The organism is Mesorhizobium sp. CNPSo 4671 (assembly GCF_057784245.1).
Genome location: NZ_JBWLUW010000005.1, coordinates 240,667 through 257,192 on the forward strand (window position 1 = coordinate 240,667; position 16,526 = coordinate 257,192).

A 16,526-nucleotide genomic window follows, 5' to 3' on the forward strand; every position below is an offset into this window, starting at 1 on the left:
CTAACCTATGCGCCTGAACGTCACTTCGCGACGACCGAGGGCATTCCCCAATGACCGCCCCCGATCACATCATCGTCGGCAGCGGCATCAACGCGCTGGTCTGCGCGGCGATGCTCGGCGGCAAGGGTGCGAAGGTGCTCGTGCTGGAGCGCAACGACCGCATCGGCGGCTGCATGCGCACCGAGGAGATCACCGCACCCGGTTTCATCCATGATGTGATGGCGACGACCTTCGTGCTGTTCATCACCTCGCCGGCCTTTGCGGCGTTGGGCGGCGATCTTGCACGGCACGGGCTGGAGTTCTGCCACACCGGCACGCCGACCGGCGTGCTGCGGCCGGACGGCAGCCATGCCGTGCTCACCACCAACCGCGCCGCCAACGTCGCCGCCCTCAACGCGATCGCGGCGGGTGATGGCGACCGGCACGCGGATGATGTCGGCGGCATCGAGCGCAATGCCGGCCTGCTGTTCGGCCTGCTCGGCGGCGCGCTGTGGTCCTATCCGACGGCCAAGCTGCTGGCCGGCGATGCCTGGCGGCGTGGCCCGCGTGGCCTTGCCGCCTTTCTCGGCGAAGCGCTGGCGCCGGCACGCGGCTGGCTGGAAAGCACCTACCAGTCCGAAACCATCCGCGCGTTGTGGGCGCCCTGGGTGCTGCATGCCGGGCTTGGGCCGGAAGACGCCTTCTCCGGCCAGATCGCCAAGGTGATCGCCTTCGCGCTGGAGGCCGCAGGCGCCCCGATCGTCAAGGGCGGGGCGAAGAACCTGTTGGCGGCCTTCGAGGCATTGATCACCGAGCGCGGCGGCGTCATCTCCACCGAAGCGGATGTTGCCTCCATCATCCTGGCTGGAGGCCGCGCCACCGGCGTGCGGCTGGCCTCGGGCGAAACGGTTCATGCGAAGAAGAGCGTGATCTGTTCGGTCACGCCGACGCAGCTTTATGGCCGGCTGCTGGGCAGCGAGGCGCCCAAAGCCGATATCGAGGCGACGCGGCAATATCGCTATGGCAAGGGCAATTTCCAGATCCACTATGCCTTGGACAAACCGCCGGCATGGCGCGGCGAAGGTCTGGACAAAGTGGCGCTGCTGCATCTGACGCCGGGGCTCGATGGCGTGTCGAAGGCCTGCAACGAGGCGGCACGCGGCATGTTGCCGGAAGTGCCGACCATTTGCGTCGGCCAGCCGCATGCGCTCGACCCGTCACGCCGTCCGGAAGGCAAGGCGATCCTCTGGCTGCAACTGCCCGAGGCGCCTCGCCACATCAAGGGCGATGCCGCCGGTAAGCTGCAGGCGCCGGCTGACGGACAATGGACCGACGCGCTGCGCGAAGCCTACGCCGACCGCGTCGAAGCCATCCTCGCCAGCCATATCGACGGCTTCAAGGGCAGCGTGATTGCGCGCCGCGCCTATTCGCCGGCTGATCTCGAAGCGATGAACATCAATCTGGTCGGCGGCGACCCCTATGGCGGCTCGTCGACCATCGACCAGGCCTTCCTGTGGCGGCCGTTCAAGACCAGCCGCAACCATAAGACCGGTATCAAGAACCTCTACCATATCGGCGCCTCCACCCATCCGGGCGCCGGCTTGGGCGGCGGCTCCGGCTTCCTCCTGGCGGGGAGGCTGTGATGGAGCAGAAGGTTGCGGAAAAGCGCCAGCGCATTTCGACGCTCGGTCAGATCGGCCTGCAGCAATTCGCGCCCTATCTGATGAACCGCATCATGGGCCGCTACAACGCCACCTTGCGTGATGATTTCCGCAAGCAGGGCCTGACCATTCCGCAGGTGCGCACGCTGGCGGTCCTGTCGGTCACCGATGGCGTCACCGTCAACGACCTCTCGGTCTACACGGTCATCGAGCAGTCGACCTTGAGCCGCACGCTCGACACGCTGGAGGGGCAAGGCTTCGTGCGGCGCGAGCAGGGCGTCACCGACAGCCGCATCCGCCATGTCTTCCTCACCGACGAGGGCCGCGCCGAGTTCACCCGCGCCTGGCCGGCCATGCATGACGCGTTCGAGGCGATGTTCCACGATATCGACGATACCGAATATGCGGCACTGATCGCCACGCTTTTGAAGATGCTGAAAAACATTCGCAAGCACGACATCTAGATGTACGCGCCGCCGACCAGCGGCGGCAAGGGAAGGAGGCAGAGATGGCCGAACGGTCTTTTGCCAAGGAAGTCGAAAAACTGAGGCTCGGCGCCGGCGAGGAGTTTGCCGGCGAGGGCATCCTCGCCATCACCAAGGCGCTGCTGCAATGCGGCGTCGGCTATGTCGGCGGCTATCAGGGCGCGCCGATCAGCCATCTGATGGACGTGCTGGCCGACGCGCAGGACATTCTGGGCGAACTCGGCGTGCATTTCGAGGCAAGCGCCTCGGAAGCCACCGCCACCGCCATGCTGGCCGCCTCGGTGCATTATCCCATTCGCGGTGCGGCCACCTTCAAGTCGACCGTCGGCACCAATGTCGCCTCCGATGCGCTGGCCAACCTCGCCTCCGGCGGCGTCACCGGCGGCGCGTTGATCATCGTCGGCGAGGATTATGGCGAGGGCTCCTCGATCATGCAGGAGCGCAGCCATGCCTTTGCCATGAAGAGCCAGGTCTGGCTGCTCGACCCGCGCCCGAACCTGCCGTCCATCGTCAAGGCTGTGGAAGACGGCTTCGAACTCTCCGAAATCTCCAACACGCCGGTCATGCTGCAGGTGCGCATCCGCTGCTGCCATGTGCACGGCCATTTCATCGCCAAGGACAACAAGCGCCCGCCGATGACGGTGGCCGATGCGCTGGAAGCCCCGCGCCGCGACACCGGCCGCATCGTGCTGCCGCCCGCCTCCTTCCTGCATGAGAAGGAGAAGGTCGCCAAACGCTGGCCGGCGGCGGTCGACTTCATCCGAAAGAACAAGATCAACGAATTCTTCGGCTCGGACCACGGCTCGGTCGGCATCGTCATGCAGGGCGGCATGTATAATTCCGTCATCCGCGCCTTGCAGCGGCTCGGCCTTGCCGACACCTATGGCGAGACCGATGTGCCGCTCTACGTGCTCAACGCCGTCTATCCCTTGATCGACGATGAGTTCCTGTCCTTCTGCGAGGGCAAGCAGGCTGTGCTGGTCGTCGAGGAAGGCCAGCCCAACTACATCGAGCAGGCCTTTGCCGCGATGCTGCACAAGGCCGGGCGTGGCACCCGATTGGTCGGCAAGGAATATCTGCCGATGGCCGGCGAATATACCGGCCAAGTGATGCTCGACGGCATCGGTACCTTCCTGCGCGCCGAGGCGCCGCATCTCTTGCCGGGCGAAGTGCGCGCGCCCAACAAGGTCGGCGACGGCGTCGACACCGCGGACCTGATCAACGTCGTGCCGGGCCGGCCGCCGGGCTTCTGCATCGGCTGCCCGGAACGGCCGATCTTTGCCGCGACAAAGCTGGTCGAACAGGAACTCGGCAAGCACCACATCGCATCCGACATTGGCTGCCATCTGTTCTCGATCATGCCGCCCTTTGAACTCGGCGCCACCACCATGGGCTATGGTCTCGGCCCGGCCTCGGCCTCGGCCTTCAATTCGCCCGACGCCAAGCGCCGCTCGATCTCCTTCGTCGGCGACGGCGGCTTCTGGCACAACGGCCTGACCTCGTCGATCGGCAATGCCGTGTTCAACAAGAATGACGGCGTCATCGTCATCGTCGACAATTTCTACTCGGCCGCCACCGGCGGGCAGGACATCCTGTCGTCGCGCGCGTGCAACAAGACCAAGTCGACAAAGCATCCGATCACCGAGGCGGTGAAAGGCATGGGCGTCAAATGGCTGCGCCATGTCGACCGCACCTATGACGTCGGCAAGATGCAGGACACGCTGCGCGAGGCGCTAACGACGGAAGAAAAGGGACCGAAGGTCATCGTCGCCTCGTCCGAATGCATGCTCAACCGCCAACGCCGCGAAAAGCCGCTGGTCGACAAGGCGATCAAGGGCGGTGAGCGCGTGGTGAAACCGAAGTTCGGCGTCGATGAGGACATCTGCACCGGCGACCATGCCTGCATGCGGCTGTCCGGCTGCCCGTCGCTGTCGGTGAAGTCGCTCGACGATCCGCTGCGCGATGACCCGGTGGCGAGTATCGACCAGAGCTGCGTCGGCTGCGGCAATTGCGGCGAGGTGGCGGACGCCGCCGTGCTGTGCCCCTCCTTCTACCGCGCCGATGTCGTGCACAATCCGAGCCGCTGGGACCGCTTCCTCGAATCCGCACGCCGCGCCACCATCGGCCTGCTGCAGCGCCGCCGCGAAAGCCGGCGCCTGACCTTCGCCGATGCTTGACGCTGTCCCGCCCTTTCGCGCCAAGGCCGGCGCCCAGGACGACGAGCGCGTCATCAAGCTTGCCGTGCTGGCGGTAGGCGGCCAGGGCGGCGGCGTGCTGGCCGACTGGATCACCGACGTTGCCGAGCGCAATGGCCATGTCGCGCAATCCACCTCGGTCGCCGGCGTGGCGCAACGCACCGGCGCCACGATCTACTATATCGAAATGGCCCGCGACACCGGCCGGCTGCCGGTCTTCGCACTGTCGCCCTCGCAGGGTGACGTCGACATCCTGATCGCGGCAGAGCTTATGGAAGCCGGCCGCGCCATCATCAGGGGCTTCGTCACGCCGGAACGCACGACGCTGATCGCCTCCTCGCACCGCATTGCCGCCGTGTCTGAGAAGATCGAGCCGGGCGACGGCCGCGCCTCGTCCTCCAAGGTGCATGCGACGGCGGAAGCGGCAGCCAAACGCTTCATCGCTTTCGACATGGAAAAGATCGCCGCCGACAATGGTTCGATGATCTCGGCCAGCCTGCTCGGCGCGCTGGCCGGGTCCGACGCGCTGCCGTTCACGCGCGAAAGCTACGAGCAGGCGATCGGTGCCGGCGGCCGCGGCGTCAAGGCCAGCCTTGCCGCCTTCGGTGCTGCCTATGACCGCGCGCGCGGCGCGGCCGCACCTGCGCCAAAGCCGGCCGAGCCGGCGATCGTCGAATCCGCCCTGGGGGCAGGGCGCGTGACCGGCCCGCAAAACCTGTTGCAGGGTTGGCAGGCGCTCGCCGCCCGCATCGACCTGATGCCAGTGGCGGTGCGCGACATGGCGCTGCGGGGCCTGAGAAAGGTCGTCGACTATCAGGACATCGCCTATGGGCGGGAGTATCTCGATCGGCTGGACACGGCCGTCGCGCTGGACGGCGCCGACCATGCCCATGCGTTTTCCATTGCCGCCGCCAAGCATCTCGCCAACGCGCTTTGCTATGACGATATGATCCGTGTCGCCGATCTGAAAACACGCTCGACGCGTGACAAGCGTGTGCGCAAGGAGGTCGGCGTCAAGGATGGCTCGATCCTGCAGGTGACCGAATATTTCCACCCGCGCATCGAGGAATTCTGCGGCACGCTGCCGGCGGGGCTGGGCAGCTATATCGAGAATCGGCCGAAACTCGCCGCCTTCCTCGACCGCCGCATCAATCACGGCCGCCGCATCCGCACCGACAGCTTTGCCGGCTTCGCGGCCCTCTGGTTTATCGGCGGCCTGCGCCGCTGGCGCCGTAGCCTGCTGCGCCACAAGGTCGAGATGAACCATCTCGATCGCTGGTACGCGCTGGCGCTCGGCCACGTGCCCCAGGATTACGCGCTCGCCGTCGAAATCCTCAACTGCCGCCGGCTGATCAAGGGCTACAGCGACACCCATGTCCGCGGCCAGTCGAAATTCGACCGCGTGCTGTCGGCGCTTCCCATGCTCGAAGGCCGGGCCGATGCCGCCGACTGGATCCGCCGCCTGCGCGAGGCGGCGCTGAAGGACGAGAAGGGCGACATGCTCGACGGCGCGCTGAAGACCGTGGCGACGCTCTGACCCGGTCCGGCAACCGGGGCGCCCTAATCCTGATAGACTCCACCGGCCGCCGGCTCCGTTTTTGGGCGCGGTGAACGCTGTTCATTTTTTGCTTGAACAATGTTCAAAACATGATAGATTACGATTATGAACGATGTTCAATTCTGGCGAACCGAAAAGCCACGGATGAGCATCAAGCACAGTAAGGAAGTTTAACCAGCTCAAGACTATCACTGAGATTGAAACAGCGCCTGCAACCCGCAGGGCCCACGGCACACCGCCGTAGGGTTCCGCCAAATGGAAATCGCCATGAACACGCATCTGATGTTGTCCCGGCGCTTTGCGCCTCTGTTCTGGACGCAGTTCCTGTCCGCCTTCAACGACAATTTCCTCAAGAACACACTGGTGTTCCTGATCCTCTTCACACTCGCCGCCGGCCAGGCGGCCTCGCTGGTCACGCTTGCCGGGGCCGTCTTCATGGCGCCCTTCCTGCTCTTGTCCGCCCTTGGCGGCGAGATTGCCGACCGCTTCGACAAGGCGCTGATCGCGCGTCGGCTGAAATTCGCCGAGATTGCCGCGGCGGCAGTCTCTGTCGCCGGCATCGCGCTGTCGTCGATCCCGGTTCTGATGACGGCGCTGCTGATGTTCGGCATCATCTCGGCGCTGTTCGGGCCAATCAAATACGGCATCCTGCCCGATCACCTCGAGCGCAAGGAACTGCCCAAGGCCAACGCCTGGATCGAGTCGGCCACGTTTGCCGCCATCCTCGGCGGCACCATCGCCGGCGGCGTCGTCTCGGCCGATGGCATCGGCGTCACCGTGTTCGGGCCGATCATGATGGCCCTGGCCGTCGGCTGCTGGTTCGTCAGCCGCTACATTCCGCCGACAGGTTCGGCGGCGCCCGACCTTGTCATCGACAAGAACATCTTCCGCTCGACCTGGCGCCAGGTCAGCGAATTGCGCACCGACACGCGCATCTGGCGCGCCGGGCTGATGACCTCGTGGTTCTGGCTGATCGGCGCCATCGTGCTGTCGATCCTGCCGACGCTGATCAAGGATTCGCTCGGCGGCAACGAGATCGCAGTAACCGTCTATCTCGCGGTGTTCGCCGCCTCGATCGCCATTGGATCGGCCATTGCCGCATGGATGTCACAGGGGCGCATCGTGCTTCTGCCCGCGCCAGTTGGCACCGCGTTGCTGGCGCTGTTCGGCCTGCATTTGGCCTGGACCATCTGGAGCATGCAGCCCTCGCCGAGGGCGGAGACCCTTGCCCTGTTCTTTGCCGGGCCAAACACGATCCGTGTCGCGATCGACCTCGCCGGCATGGCCATCGCCAGCGCCTTCCTCGTGGTGCCCACCTTCGCCGCCGTGCAGGCCTGGTCGCCGGAAGCGCGCCGCGCCCGCGTCGTCGCCGCCGTCAGCATCGTCAATGCCGGCTTCATGACGGTCGGCGGTATTGTCGTCGCCATGATCCAGACGAAAGTCTCCACCGGCGGGATCCTGTTCGGCCTCGCCGTGGCCAATGCCGTCGCCGCCTGGCTGATGCTGAAATTCCTGCCGACCAACGCCTTCCGCGACTTCGTCTCCATCCTGTTCCGCGCCTTCCATCGCCTGGAAGTCGAGGGCATGGACAACCTCAAGGCAGCCGGCAAGGCGCCCATCCTGGCGCTCAACCATGTCAGCTTCCTCGACGGTCCGCTGGCGCTGACGCTCACCGATGAGGAGCCGGTCTTCGCCATCGACTACACCATTGCCCAGGCCTGGTGGATGAAGCCGTTCATGAAACTCGCCCGCGCTTTGCCGCTCAATCCCGCCAAGCCGATGTCGACCCGCACGCTGATCAAGGTCGTGCAGGGCGGCGATCCGCTGGTCATCTTTCCCGAAGGCCGCATCACCGTCACCGGCGGCCTGATGAAGGTCTATGACGGCGCCGCCATGGTTGCCGACAAGACCGGCTCGATGGTCGTGCCGGTGCGCATCGACGGGTTGGAGAAAAGCTACTTTTCGCGGCTGACCTCGCAACATGTGCGCCGTCGGCTGTTCCCGAAGGTCAAGGTGACGATCCTGGAACCCGTCAGGCTCGAAGTGCCACAGGAATTGAAGGGTCGCAAACGCCGCGCCGCGGCGGGGGCTGCTCTCTATCAGGTGATGTCGGACCTCGTCTTCCGCACGCAGGACATCGACAAGACGGTCTTGGAAAAGATCATCCAGACGGCGAACGAACGCGGGATGGGAGAGCTTGCCGTGCAGGATCCGGTCACCGGTTCGCTGAGTTATGGCAAGCTGCTCACGGCGGCCGCCGTACTCGGTGAGAAATTCCAGAACCTTTATGCCGATCAGCAGACGCTCGGCATCATGCTGCCCAACGCCAACGGCTCTTGCGCCACACTGCTTGGCGTGATGTCGGCCGGCAAGGTGCCGGCGATGATCAACTTCACCGCAGGTGCCGCCAACATCCTGTCCGCCTGCAAGGCGGCGCAAGTCCGGACTGTGCTCACTTCTCGCGCGTTCGTCGAGCAGGCAAAGCTCGGCGCGGTCGTCGAGGAGATAGGCCGCTCGGTCGACATCGTCTGGCTCGACGATCTGCGCAAAACCATCGGTCTCAAGGACAAGTTGCTCGGCCTGCTGCGCAAGTCGACGCCGCGCGCGAAGCGCTTGCCCAACGACCCGGCGGTGATCCTGTTCACCTCGGGGTCGGAAGGCACGCCGAAGGGCGTGGTCCTTACCCACCGCAACATCCTGGCCAATGCCGCGCAGGCGGCCTCGCGCATCGACTTCCACTCGGGCGACAAGGTGTTCAACGTCTTGCCGATCTTCCATTCCTTTGGTTTGACGGCTGGCACGGTGCTGCCGCTGATTTCGGGTGTGCCGGTCTATTTCTATCCATCGCCGCTGCACTACCGCCTCGTGCCGGAACTGATCTACGCATCCAACGCGACCATCATCTTCGGCACGGATACGTTCCTCAGCGGCTATGCACGCACCGCGCACCCGTACGACTTCCGCTCGATACGCTATTGTTTTGCGGGCGCGGAGCCGGTCAAGGCAGCGACGCGCATGACCTATATGGAAAAGTTCGGCGTGCGTATCCTCGAGGGCTACGGCGTGACCGAAGCGGCACCTGTAATCGCCATCAATACGCCGATGTACAACAAGTCCGGCAGCGTCGGCAAAATCATGCCCGGAATGGAGTATCGCCTAGATGCGGTACCGGGCGTTGACGAAGGCGGACGTCTCTACGTGCGCGGCCCCAATGTAATGGCGGGCTATTTGCGCGCCGAGAAGCCGGGCGTGCTCGAAGCGCTGCCGGATGGCTGGCATGACACTGGCGACGTCGTCTCGGTCGACGAGGGCGGCTTTATCACCATTCGCGGCCGCGCTAAGCGTTTCGCCAAGATCGGTGGCGAGATGATTTCGCTCGCCGCCGTCGAGGCCTTGGCGGGGGAATTGTGGAAGGGCTCGTTGTCGGCCGTCGCTTCCGTGCCGGATGCGCGCAAGGGTGAGAAGCTCATTCTCATCACCGAGGCTCCCGGCGCCACGCGCCCGGATTTCCTGGCCTTTGCCAAAGCCAATGGCGCCATGGACCTGATGGTGCCTGCCGAAGTGCGCGTCGTCCAGAAAGTACCGGTGCTCGGCTCCGGCAAGCTCGACTTTGCCGGCGTGACCAAACTGGTGCGCGGAGAGGACGCGCCGGTCGCCAAGGTCGAGGCCGCCTGATCAAGGTGACGACAAGACGAACGCCGCTGAAGACCGTGGCGTCGCTTGGCGAGCGCTTTAACCTAACGAATATGTGATCGGACCACTCACCCGGCATTCAGCCAGGTGAGTGGTATGGTGTTTCCGGGAATGTCAACCATGGAGGACACAATCATGCTCACCAGATACATTCTGCCAATCGCAGTCGCAGCAGGCACGTTGATGCTGTCGAGCGTAGGCTCGCAGGCCCTGCCCATGGCAAAGCCCAGCGCCGCTCCGTCGCCAATCGAAAGCGTCGGCTGGAGATGCGGCCCTGGCTGGCACGTGAATCGGTGGGGAAATTGCGTGCCCAACCGTCGTCGCGTGATAATAGTCCGGCCGGGACATTGGCGGTACCATCACCACCATCGCTGGCACCACCGCTGGTGATCACTGAGCCGATCGACGCGGCGCCGCCTCCGAAGTGACCTGAGCGTTTTTTGCTAGAGGTGGCGTCCCCTGTGACGCCACCAGTCCTTTTCATACGACGAGATCACGCATCGGCTTCATCGCTGCGGATTCCGGAAACACCTTGTCGCCGAGCACGGCGGCCGAGAGGCCGAACTGGTCGGCGAGCAGGCCTTTCAGCACCGCCCTGACATCGCTGGTCGGCGCCAAATCGCGCTGTTCGTAGAGCTGGGCCGGCTTCAATCCCGGCCAGTCGGCGATCACGCGGCCGCCCTTGATCGCGCCACCTGCGAGCAGCACCACCGTGCCGGTGCCGTGATCGGTGCCAACCGTGCCGTTGATTTGCGCCGTGCGCCCGAACTCGGTGATGGCGACGACCGCCGTGTCCTTCCAGCGCTCGCCGAGACCCTTCTCGAACTCCTCGAAGGCGCCGTCGAGGCCGCCGAGCAGCGTGGCGAGCCGGCCGGTCGCGCCGCCTTCGTTGACATGCGTGTCCCAGCCGTCGAAGGCAAGGGCTGCAACGCGCGGCCCATCATCGGCCGCGATCAGCCTGGCCGCACCTTGCGCGGCCTGCCGCATCCCGGCGGCACTGCCGAGGCCGCCCTTCGGCTTCATAGCCTTGGCGCCCATCTGGTCGTCGAGCGCCATGCGGTCGGCGTCGAGACCTTTCTGCAGGGCCACCGCCAGCACCGGGTCGCGATGCTGGTAGAGGTCGAGAACCCGCGCCGCGAGATCGCCGGCAGGCTCCGGCAGCGATTGCGGCGCCCAGCCGAGCACGGGGGCAGCACCACGGATCACCAGCGGCGTCGAGGGGCCGACGGCCAGTCCGCCAAGCGTCGCCACGCGGTCGCCCGCCGGCAGGCTCTCCAGCGCCCGGTTGAGCCAGCCGGTGGCGACATGGCCTGGGCCGGCAAAACCACTTTCCAGCACGTCCTGCCCGTCGAAATGCGAGCGTTCCCGATAGCCTGTCGCCGCCGCGTGCACGACAGCGGCCTGCTTGTCCTTGAACAGGCGCGCAAACACCGGCATCGCTGGATTGACCGCGAAGAAACCATCGAGCGGCAGCGCCGCATGCGGGCCGGCGAGCGACAAAGCGATGTCGCCATGCAGGCCGGCATAATCGGGGTCGCCGACCGGACCGACCGCCGACAGGCCGTCGAGCGCGCCGCGCAGGACGATGACGATCAGGCGCGGATCGCGATTGTCGGCGGCACGGGCGAAACGCGGCAGATAGGCCCAGGCAAACAGGGCGCCGCCGGTCATCAGCACGGCGCGGCGGGAGGGGGTTTCACACAGCAGGCTCATGACTTGGTCTCCATGGGAGTTGTCGGCGCCGGACCTGTCGCTCGCGTTATCGTCTCTGGAATTCAGGCGCCATCAGCAGCAGCGCCAGGCCCTGCTGCTTGGACTCGGCACGGGCGACCGCTTGCCGCGTCTCCGGCGAGGCGGAAGGACCGATGACGGCGTCGAGCATGTCGCTGGGATTGCCGATATCCTTGACCTGGCGGGCCGCCTGCCAGGCGATGTCGAGGCGGATCTTCATGCCTTCGGCCGAGGCCCAGCTGTCCGCCTGGTCGGAAAAGCCGTTCGGCCCCGGCGGCTGCCAGAGCGGCTCGCCCAGCGCATTGAGCCAGTTGAGCGACTGGCCGGGATCGTTCGCCGGACCCGGGCCGGCCGCCCGGCGGATGGCGGCGATGTAGTCGAAGGGCGAGCGCATCTTGGTCAAGGGCGCCGACCAGGCTTCCGGCATGTCGATGAGGGTCGCCGCCAGTGCCCGGAGATTGCCGTCGCTCTTGGCGAAAACCTTGGCCAGGCGCGCGACCGCCGCGGGCGGCGGGTCGTCCGCGATGAAATGACGGGCGAGTTCCGTGGCGATGTGCTGCGCCGTCGCCGGATGGCTGGCAATGTCGTTGAGTGCCGCTTCGGCTTGGCCCATGCCGCCAGCCGGATAGGTCTTGCCGAGCAGCACCGCGTCGCCCGGCTCATGGGCATTGGCGTTGAAGACGGAGCTGCCGGGTTCGCCCAGCCGGCCTTCGCGCCCGGCCATCGTCCAGCCGGTCAGGATGCGGGCGAAGCTGGTGACATCGGCCTGGGTATAGCCGCTGCCGACGCCGAGCGTATGCAGTTCCATGATCTCGCGGGCGAGGTTCTCGTTGAGGCCGCGCTGGCGGTTTTTGCCGGCGCGGGAGTCCGGGCCGATCGACTGCTGGTTGTCGAGATAGAACAGCATCGCCGGATGCCGCTCGACCGCCATCAGCATGTCCGCGAAACGGCCGAGCACGAAGGGCCGGATGGCTTCCCGTTCGAAGGCGCCAGCGCTCGCCCGCACGATGTTGTCCTTCGCCACGGAGACGCAGAAATGGTTCGACCAGAAATAGACCAGGCGTTCGACAAAGCCGGCCTCGGCCCGCAGCGCCTTGTCGAAGCGCGCCTGGGCTTCGGCGCGAAACAGCGTGGCCTCGATCGGCGGTGTGGGTTTGGCCGTGGCCGCGGGCGGTGAAACGGGTTGGGCAGGCGCAATTGGGACCGATGTGGCCTGGGCCGGCATGGTCTGGGCGCTCGCCTTTGCCGGCTGTGCTGTGGCGGCCATATGCTCGCGGTCGAGCTTGCGTTGGAAATTCGCCGCCATGCTGGCCTGGATGGCCGGCGTGCTGCCCGGCAGGCTGGCATAGGCCGGATCGTAAAGCGAGATCAGGGCGATGTCGGGCTGCCGCAGTTCCGCCTTCAGGTAGCCGCGCGGGTCGTGGGCCACCCTGTCGCGGTCGCCGGGCCTTGCCCCGAGCCCGAAGCGGTTGAAAGCGACAAGGGCTGGATCTGGGGCTGGATCGGGCGGGGACTTGGAGGCCGGGATAGCCAAGTCAGCTCTCCATTGCTTGGGCTTCCCGCGCGCGGCGCAAGAAGCCCGTTCGAGCCGTTTCGTGCCTGTTCAACTGGGGTCAAGGGGCCGACGAAGGTGTCGGCCCCGCAGGCCCTTACCAGCGATGCCAGCGGTGCCAGTGACGGTGCGGATGCCATCCGTAGAAGGCCGGGCGATGCCAATAGTAGTAACCGGGGTAGACGACCACGCGATTGGGCACGCAGCGCCCCCAGGGATTGGGATGCCAGCCAGGCCCGCAACCCCAGGCGACGTGCTCGACCAGCGCCGGGGCGGCAAGCGGGGCCAGCGGCATCGCCGAGGATGCCGCAACCGTGGCAACCGTTCCTGTCACCGCGAGAGCGGCGGTGATCGCGTATTTTGTCAGATAGTTCATGACCATGCTCCGAAGGTGTCCGAGGTTGAAACCTGTCGGCACCAGATGGTCCGGCAGGTCCTGCCCTTCATTCCGTTAAACGGTCGCCGTCGGCATTTTCCGTCGGTCGTCACGGCGATTTTTTTGGCGGTGTCGACGGCTGCGGCCCGGCGCGCCTCGAGAGCCCTTCCGCCAGCACGCTGCGATCCTCGGCGGAGCCTGCCGCTGCGAACTCGATGATGCGCTGTTCCAGCCGCGTGCGCACGGTGACGTCGGCATTGCGGGCCCGCTCCAGGGCGGCCGCCAGGGCAGCCGTATCGAGGACGGGCTGCCGCAGCAAATCAGCCGCCTCGCGCCTGGCCTGCTGGCCGTCGCGAATGATTTCGCGCGACTCTTGGCGGATCTCGCGCAGCGCCTTGCGGAACAGCGTGCGCTGCTGGTCAGGAAGCCGGCCGCCGGCCGCCTCCAGCGAAGTGCCCTGGCCCTGCTTGCCGCTTTTTATCCAGACGGCCCCGCCGGCAAGCGCACCGGCCAGGAAGACGTTCAGCACCACCGAGGCGATGAGAAGGTTACGGCCGGTGCTCATAGGTCTTCCTCGATCGTCTCGGGTCCGGCATCGCCGAACGCCGTCGCATTGGCATCGAGCACGTAGTGGTCTGGCTGAACCTCGGGTGTAACGACGGTCACCAGGGCCAATCCGGCGATGGCGCCGGCGAGCCCGATGCCGGCAAGCCCCAACCCCAGCCACCAGAACCGCTGACGCCGGCGCCGGACGATGTGCCGGTTGGCAACCTGCAGGATGCTGTCGTGCAGCGCCCTGCCGGGGTGCGGGACACTGTAGCTGTCAAGCAGGGCGTCAAGCGTGCCGGCCTTTCGCGAAATGGCCTGGCCCGTCTCGCTTGAAGCAAAGGCGGAGGCTGCTTCGCGCTCCGCTTGCGGCCAGCGCCGCAAATCGCCGCCATAGGCTTCGGCCAGCGCGGCGAAACGCTTGACGTCCATTGCCGGGCCGTCCTCGATGTCTTCAGCCATATGTTTTCCCTTTGCCCCTTGCTGCCGCGTGCCCACGCGGGTCGGAAACGAGGCAGCCCCGCCGGACGCCGGCAAGGCGCGATGACTGTGCGCCATTCATGGCCGCGTTCTTCTCAGTCATGGACGCCATCCCTGGCCAATATCATGTGCAAGGCCCGCCGGCCGCGCGAGAGCAGACTCTCCAGCGCATCGACGCTGATCTCCAGGGTCGCGGCCGCCTCGATGTTGGACATCTCCTGATAATAGACCAGGATGATCGCCTCGCGCTGGCGCGGCGCGATCGCCTGCAGGGCCTGCTCGATCCGATGCGGCTCTTCGCGAGCATCGGGAAGCGGCGCCGGGTCGACCATATCCGGCAAATCGTCGGTCACCAACTCGCGGCGCCGGCGCAGCCGGTCGTAGCAAAGGTTGAGCGTCACCCGGTGGATCCAGCTGTCGAAGCGTGCATTGCCGCGCCGCCAGCTCGAGGCATGACGCCAGATGCGCACGAAGGTTTCCTGGGCGACATCCTCGGCCTCCGCCGCGTCGCCCAGCATGCGCACGGCAAGCGAAAGAATGCGCGGCAATTTGCGCGCGACGAGCGTCTGCACCGCCGCGGGATCGCCGGCACCGACCCGACGAACCAGCTCCTCGTCCGGATCGGCGCTCATCGGCTGGCGCACTCCCGATATCCATCACGCGTCATGGCCTCTTGGTCATTGCTCCGGCTTGGGAGCGGATTTGTGGCCTGGCATCTCGTCGGCCGTCAGAATGCCGTCGCCATTCTTGTCCAGTCTGGCAAAGCGCTTGGCGAAGAATGCGTCGAGCTCGGCGCGATCGATGAAGCCGTCATGGTTCGAATCGATGCGCGCAAAGGATTTGGCGGCGTCGCCCTTGACGTTGCGCTTGGCCTGAAAGGCCTCCCACTCCAGGAGGCTGATCTTGCCGTCGCCATCCGTGTCGGCGGCCATGATCGCCTTCTCCCGCCGCTTCTGGAACTTGGCCAGTGTGATGTCTGACTTGGCTTTTGGCGCGGCCGGCGCGGCGGCCGGCGGCGTGGCGCCAGGAGACGTGGCGGCAGGGGGCTGCGTCGCCGTCTGGGCGAGAGCCGCAACGGTCAGCAGGCTCAAGGCAGCGGCAAGGATCGAACGGCTTATCATGCTTCGGCATCTCCGGTTGGCGCGTCGGCCACGGCCATGCCATGGTCACGCTTCAACCGTTAAACGCCGCGGCGACGGAAATCCGTCGGTCGCCTGTGCCGATCATCCAATTTGGCGATGCCGCTTCAATGCTGGCCCCAGGCAGCGGCATGACACGCCATCCGGCGTCATCCGAATTCACGCCGGATCGGCCACCACCCGTGGCGAACGGGCAGGAGCTATGCCGATGGGTCGGCGGCCACCAATTGATCCGGCTTGAAACCCGCATGCTGCGGGATCCACACATCGCCCTCGCGGTTGAACCAGTGGCAGAGATACATGCCGGAAGCGGCACCGTCGCTGACCGTCATCTTCGGCCCTCCCGACTTCAGCCTGACGACGTCTCCGGTCTTGAAAGTATTGGGCATTTTCGACCTCCCATGCTGAGGCCCATGAGTTTCCCACCAAAGCTGAGTCTCGACAATGGCGGATATGGGGTGCCGGCAGCGCGATCCACCGCACCCCGCTCACAGGCCCTCGTCATTGTCGTCGTATTGCGCTCAGCCGAGTTCCTGGGCGAGGCCGATGAGAAGGCCTCCGGGTCCACGGATGTAGCAGAGCCGATAGACGTCTTTGTACCGGACGACTTCGCCTGCGAGCTGCGCGCCGCGCTTGCGGAGCCTTTCAAGCGTGTCGTCGATGTCGTCCACGGCGAACATGACGCGAAGGTAGCCCAGAGCGTTGACCGGAGCATTGCGGTGATCCTCGACGACAGGCGGCGTGAGGAAGCGGGACAGTTCGAGCCGGCTGTGGCCGTCCGGCGTGCGCATCATGGCAATCTCGACGCGCTGATCGCCCAGTCCGGTGACACGTCCGGCCCATTCGCCTTCGATCGTGGCCCGCCCTTCGAGCTCAAGGCCGAGCTCGCGAAAGAAATCGATCGTCTCTTCGAGATCGTCGACGACAATGCCGACATTGTCCATCCGTTTGAGCGCCATGTGTCCAATCTCCAAGGGGCCGTGCAGGCCGCAAACATAAAACTGCTCGCCAGGTGAGCAAGGGTTGATCCAGGGCTCTGGAGGCGAGCCTTGCAATGCGTCGCCGGTTTGAACTGACGGATTTTGAGTGATCGCTATGGCGCCACAAAGAGCAGGGCGCATATCCGCGGCT

The 16,526-nt window shown here is 65.7% G+C and carries 15 protein-coding genes; 6 read left to right on the forward strand and 9 right to left on the reverse strand.

The genetic code is table 11. The features are described 5' to 3' along the window. Nucleotides 1–50: 50 nt before the first annotated feature. The 6 genes from AC04SF_RS17085 (at nt 51) to AC04SF_RS17110 (ending at nt 9,961) form a co-directional block, all read left to right on the forward strand. Complete coding sequence (locus tag AC04SF_RS17085; RefSeq protein ID WP_488478793.1) at nt 51–1,622, forward strand: phytoene desaturase family protein; 1,572 nt, start codon at nt 51–53, stop codon at nt 1,620–1,622. Further along, entirely contained in the window at nt 1,622–2,104 is a 483-nt protein-coding gene (locus tag AC04SF_RS17090; RefSeq protein WP_488478794.1) for a MarR family winged helix-turn-helix transcriptional regulator, read from the forward strand. The genes AC04SF_RS17085 and AC04SF_RS17090 overlap by 1 nt, the downstream gene beginning before the upstream one ends. A gap of 44 nt (nt 2,105–2,148) precedes the next feature. Then, complete coding sequence (locus AC04SF_RS17095; RefSeq protein ID WP_488478795.1) at nt 2,149–4,302, forward strand: thiamine pyrophosphate-dependent enzyme; 2,154 nt, start codon at nt 2,149–2,151, stop codon at nt 4,300–4,302. Then, on the forward strand, nt 4,295–5,857 hold the full coding sequence (locus AC04SF_RS17100) for an indolepyruvate oxidoreductase subunit beta family protein (protein WP_488478796.1): 1,563 nt from the start codon (nt 4,295–4,297) through the stop codon (nt 5,855–5,857). Before AC04SF_RS17095 ends, AC04SF_RS17100 begins: the two co-directional genes overlap by 8 nt. Nucleotides 5,858–6,145: 288 nt before the next feature. Continuing rightward, nucleotides 6,146–9,553 (forward strand): acyl-[ACP]--phospholipid O-acyltransferase, encoded by a 3,408-nt coding sequence (locus AC04SF_RS17105; protein ID WP_488478797.1) that lies wholly within the window; start codon nt 6,146–6,148, stop codon nt 9,551–9,553. Nucleotides 9,554–9,706: 153 nt separating this feature from the next. Next, nucleotides 9,707–9,961 (forward strand): GCG_CRPN prefix-to-repeats domain-containing protein, encoded by a 255-nt coding sequence (locus AC04SF_RS17110; protein ID WP_488478798.1) that lies wholly within the window; start codon nt 9,707–9,709, stop codon nt 9,959–9,961. Nucleotides 9,962–10,051: 90 nt separating this feature from the next. Here the strand turns inward: AC04SF_RS17110 and AC04SF_RS17115 are convergent, their stop codons facing one another. From AC04SF_RS17115 to AC04SF_RS17155, 9 genes are all read right to left on the reverse strand, one after another. Beyond that, complete coding sequence (locus AC04SF_RS17115) at nt 10,052–11,284, reverse strand: DUF1501 domain-containing protein (RefSeq protein ID WP_488478799.1); 1,233 nt, start codon at nt 11,282–11,284, stop codon at nt 10,052–10,054. Nucleotides 11,285–11,330: 46 nt separating this feature from the next. Next, nucleotides 11,331–12,836, reverse strand: a complete 1,506-nt coding sequence (locus AC04SF_RS17120; RefSeq protein WP_488478800.1) for a DUF1800 domain-containing protein — start codon at nt 12,834–12,836, stop codon at nt 11,331–11,333. A gap of 115 nt (nt 12,837–12,951) precedes the next feature. Then, nucleotides 12,952–13,230 carry a GCG_CRPN prefix-to-repeats domain-containing protein gene (locus AC04SF_RS17125; protein WP_096453220.1) on the reverse strand — a complete coding sequence of 93 codons (279 nt, stop codon included), beginning with the start codon at nt 13,228–13,230 and terminating at the stop codon, nt 12,952–12,954. A 109-nt stretch (nt 13,231–13,339) separates the two neighbouring features. After that, on the reverse strand, nt 13,340–13,795 hold the full coding sequence (locus tag AC04SF_RS17130; protein ID WP_488478801.1) for a periplasmic heavy metal sensor: 456 nt from the start codon (nt 13,793–13,795) through the stop codon (nt 13,340–13,342). Beyond that, a complete protein-coding gene (locus tag AC04SF_RS17135; protein ID WP_488478802.1) occupies nt 13,792–14,238 on the reverse strand; it encodes a hypothetical protein in 447 nt (148 codons plus the stop codon). Before AC04SF_RS17135 ends, AC04SF_RS17130 begins: the two co-directional genes overlap by 4 nt. 113 nt (nt 14,239–14,351) lie before the next feature. Further along, nucleotides 14,352–14,888: an RNA polymerase sigma factor gene (locus AC04SF_RS17140; protein ID WP_488478803.1), complete on the reverse strand. Its 537-nt coding sequence runs from the start codon at nt 14,886–14,888 to the stop codon at nt 14,352–14,354. 45 nt (nt 14,889–14,933) lie between these two features. Then, entirely contained in the window at nt 14,934–15,377 is a 444-nt protein-coding gene (locus AC04SF_RS17145; RefSeq protein WP_488478804.1) for an EF-hand domain-containing protein, read from the reverse strand. A gap of 218 nt (nt 15,378–15,595) precedes the next feature. Next, nucleotides 15,596–15,784, reverse strand: a complete 189-nt coding sequence (locus tag AC04SF_RS17150; protein WP_032932854.1) for a YodC family protein — start codon at nt 15,782–15,784, stop codon at nt 15,596–15,598. 132 nt (nt 15,785–15,916) lie between these two features. Next, nucleotides 15,917–16,354: a VOC family protein gene (locus tag AC04SF_RS17155; protein ID WP_488478928.1), complete on the reverse strand. Its 438-nt coding sequence runs from the start codon at nt 16,352–16,354 to the stop codon at nt 15,917–15,919. Between the last annotated feature and the right edge of the window lie 172 nt (nt 16,355–16,526).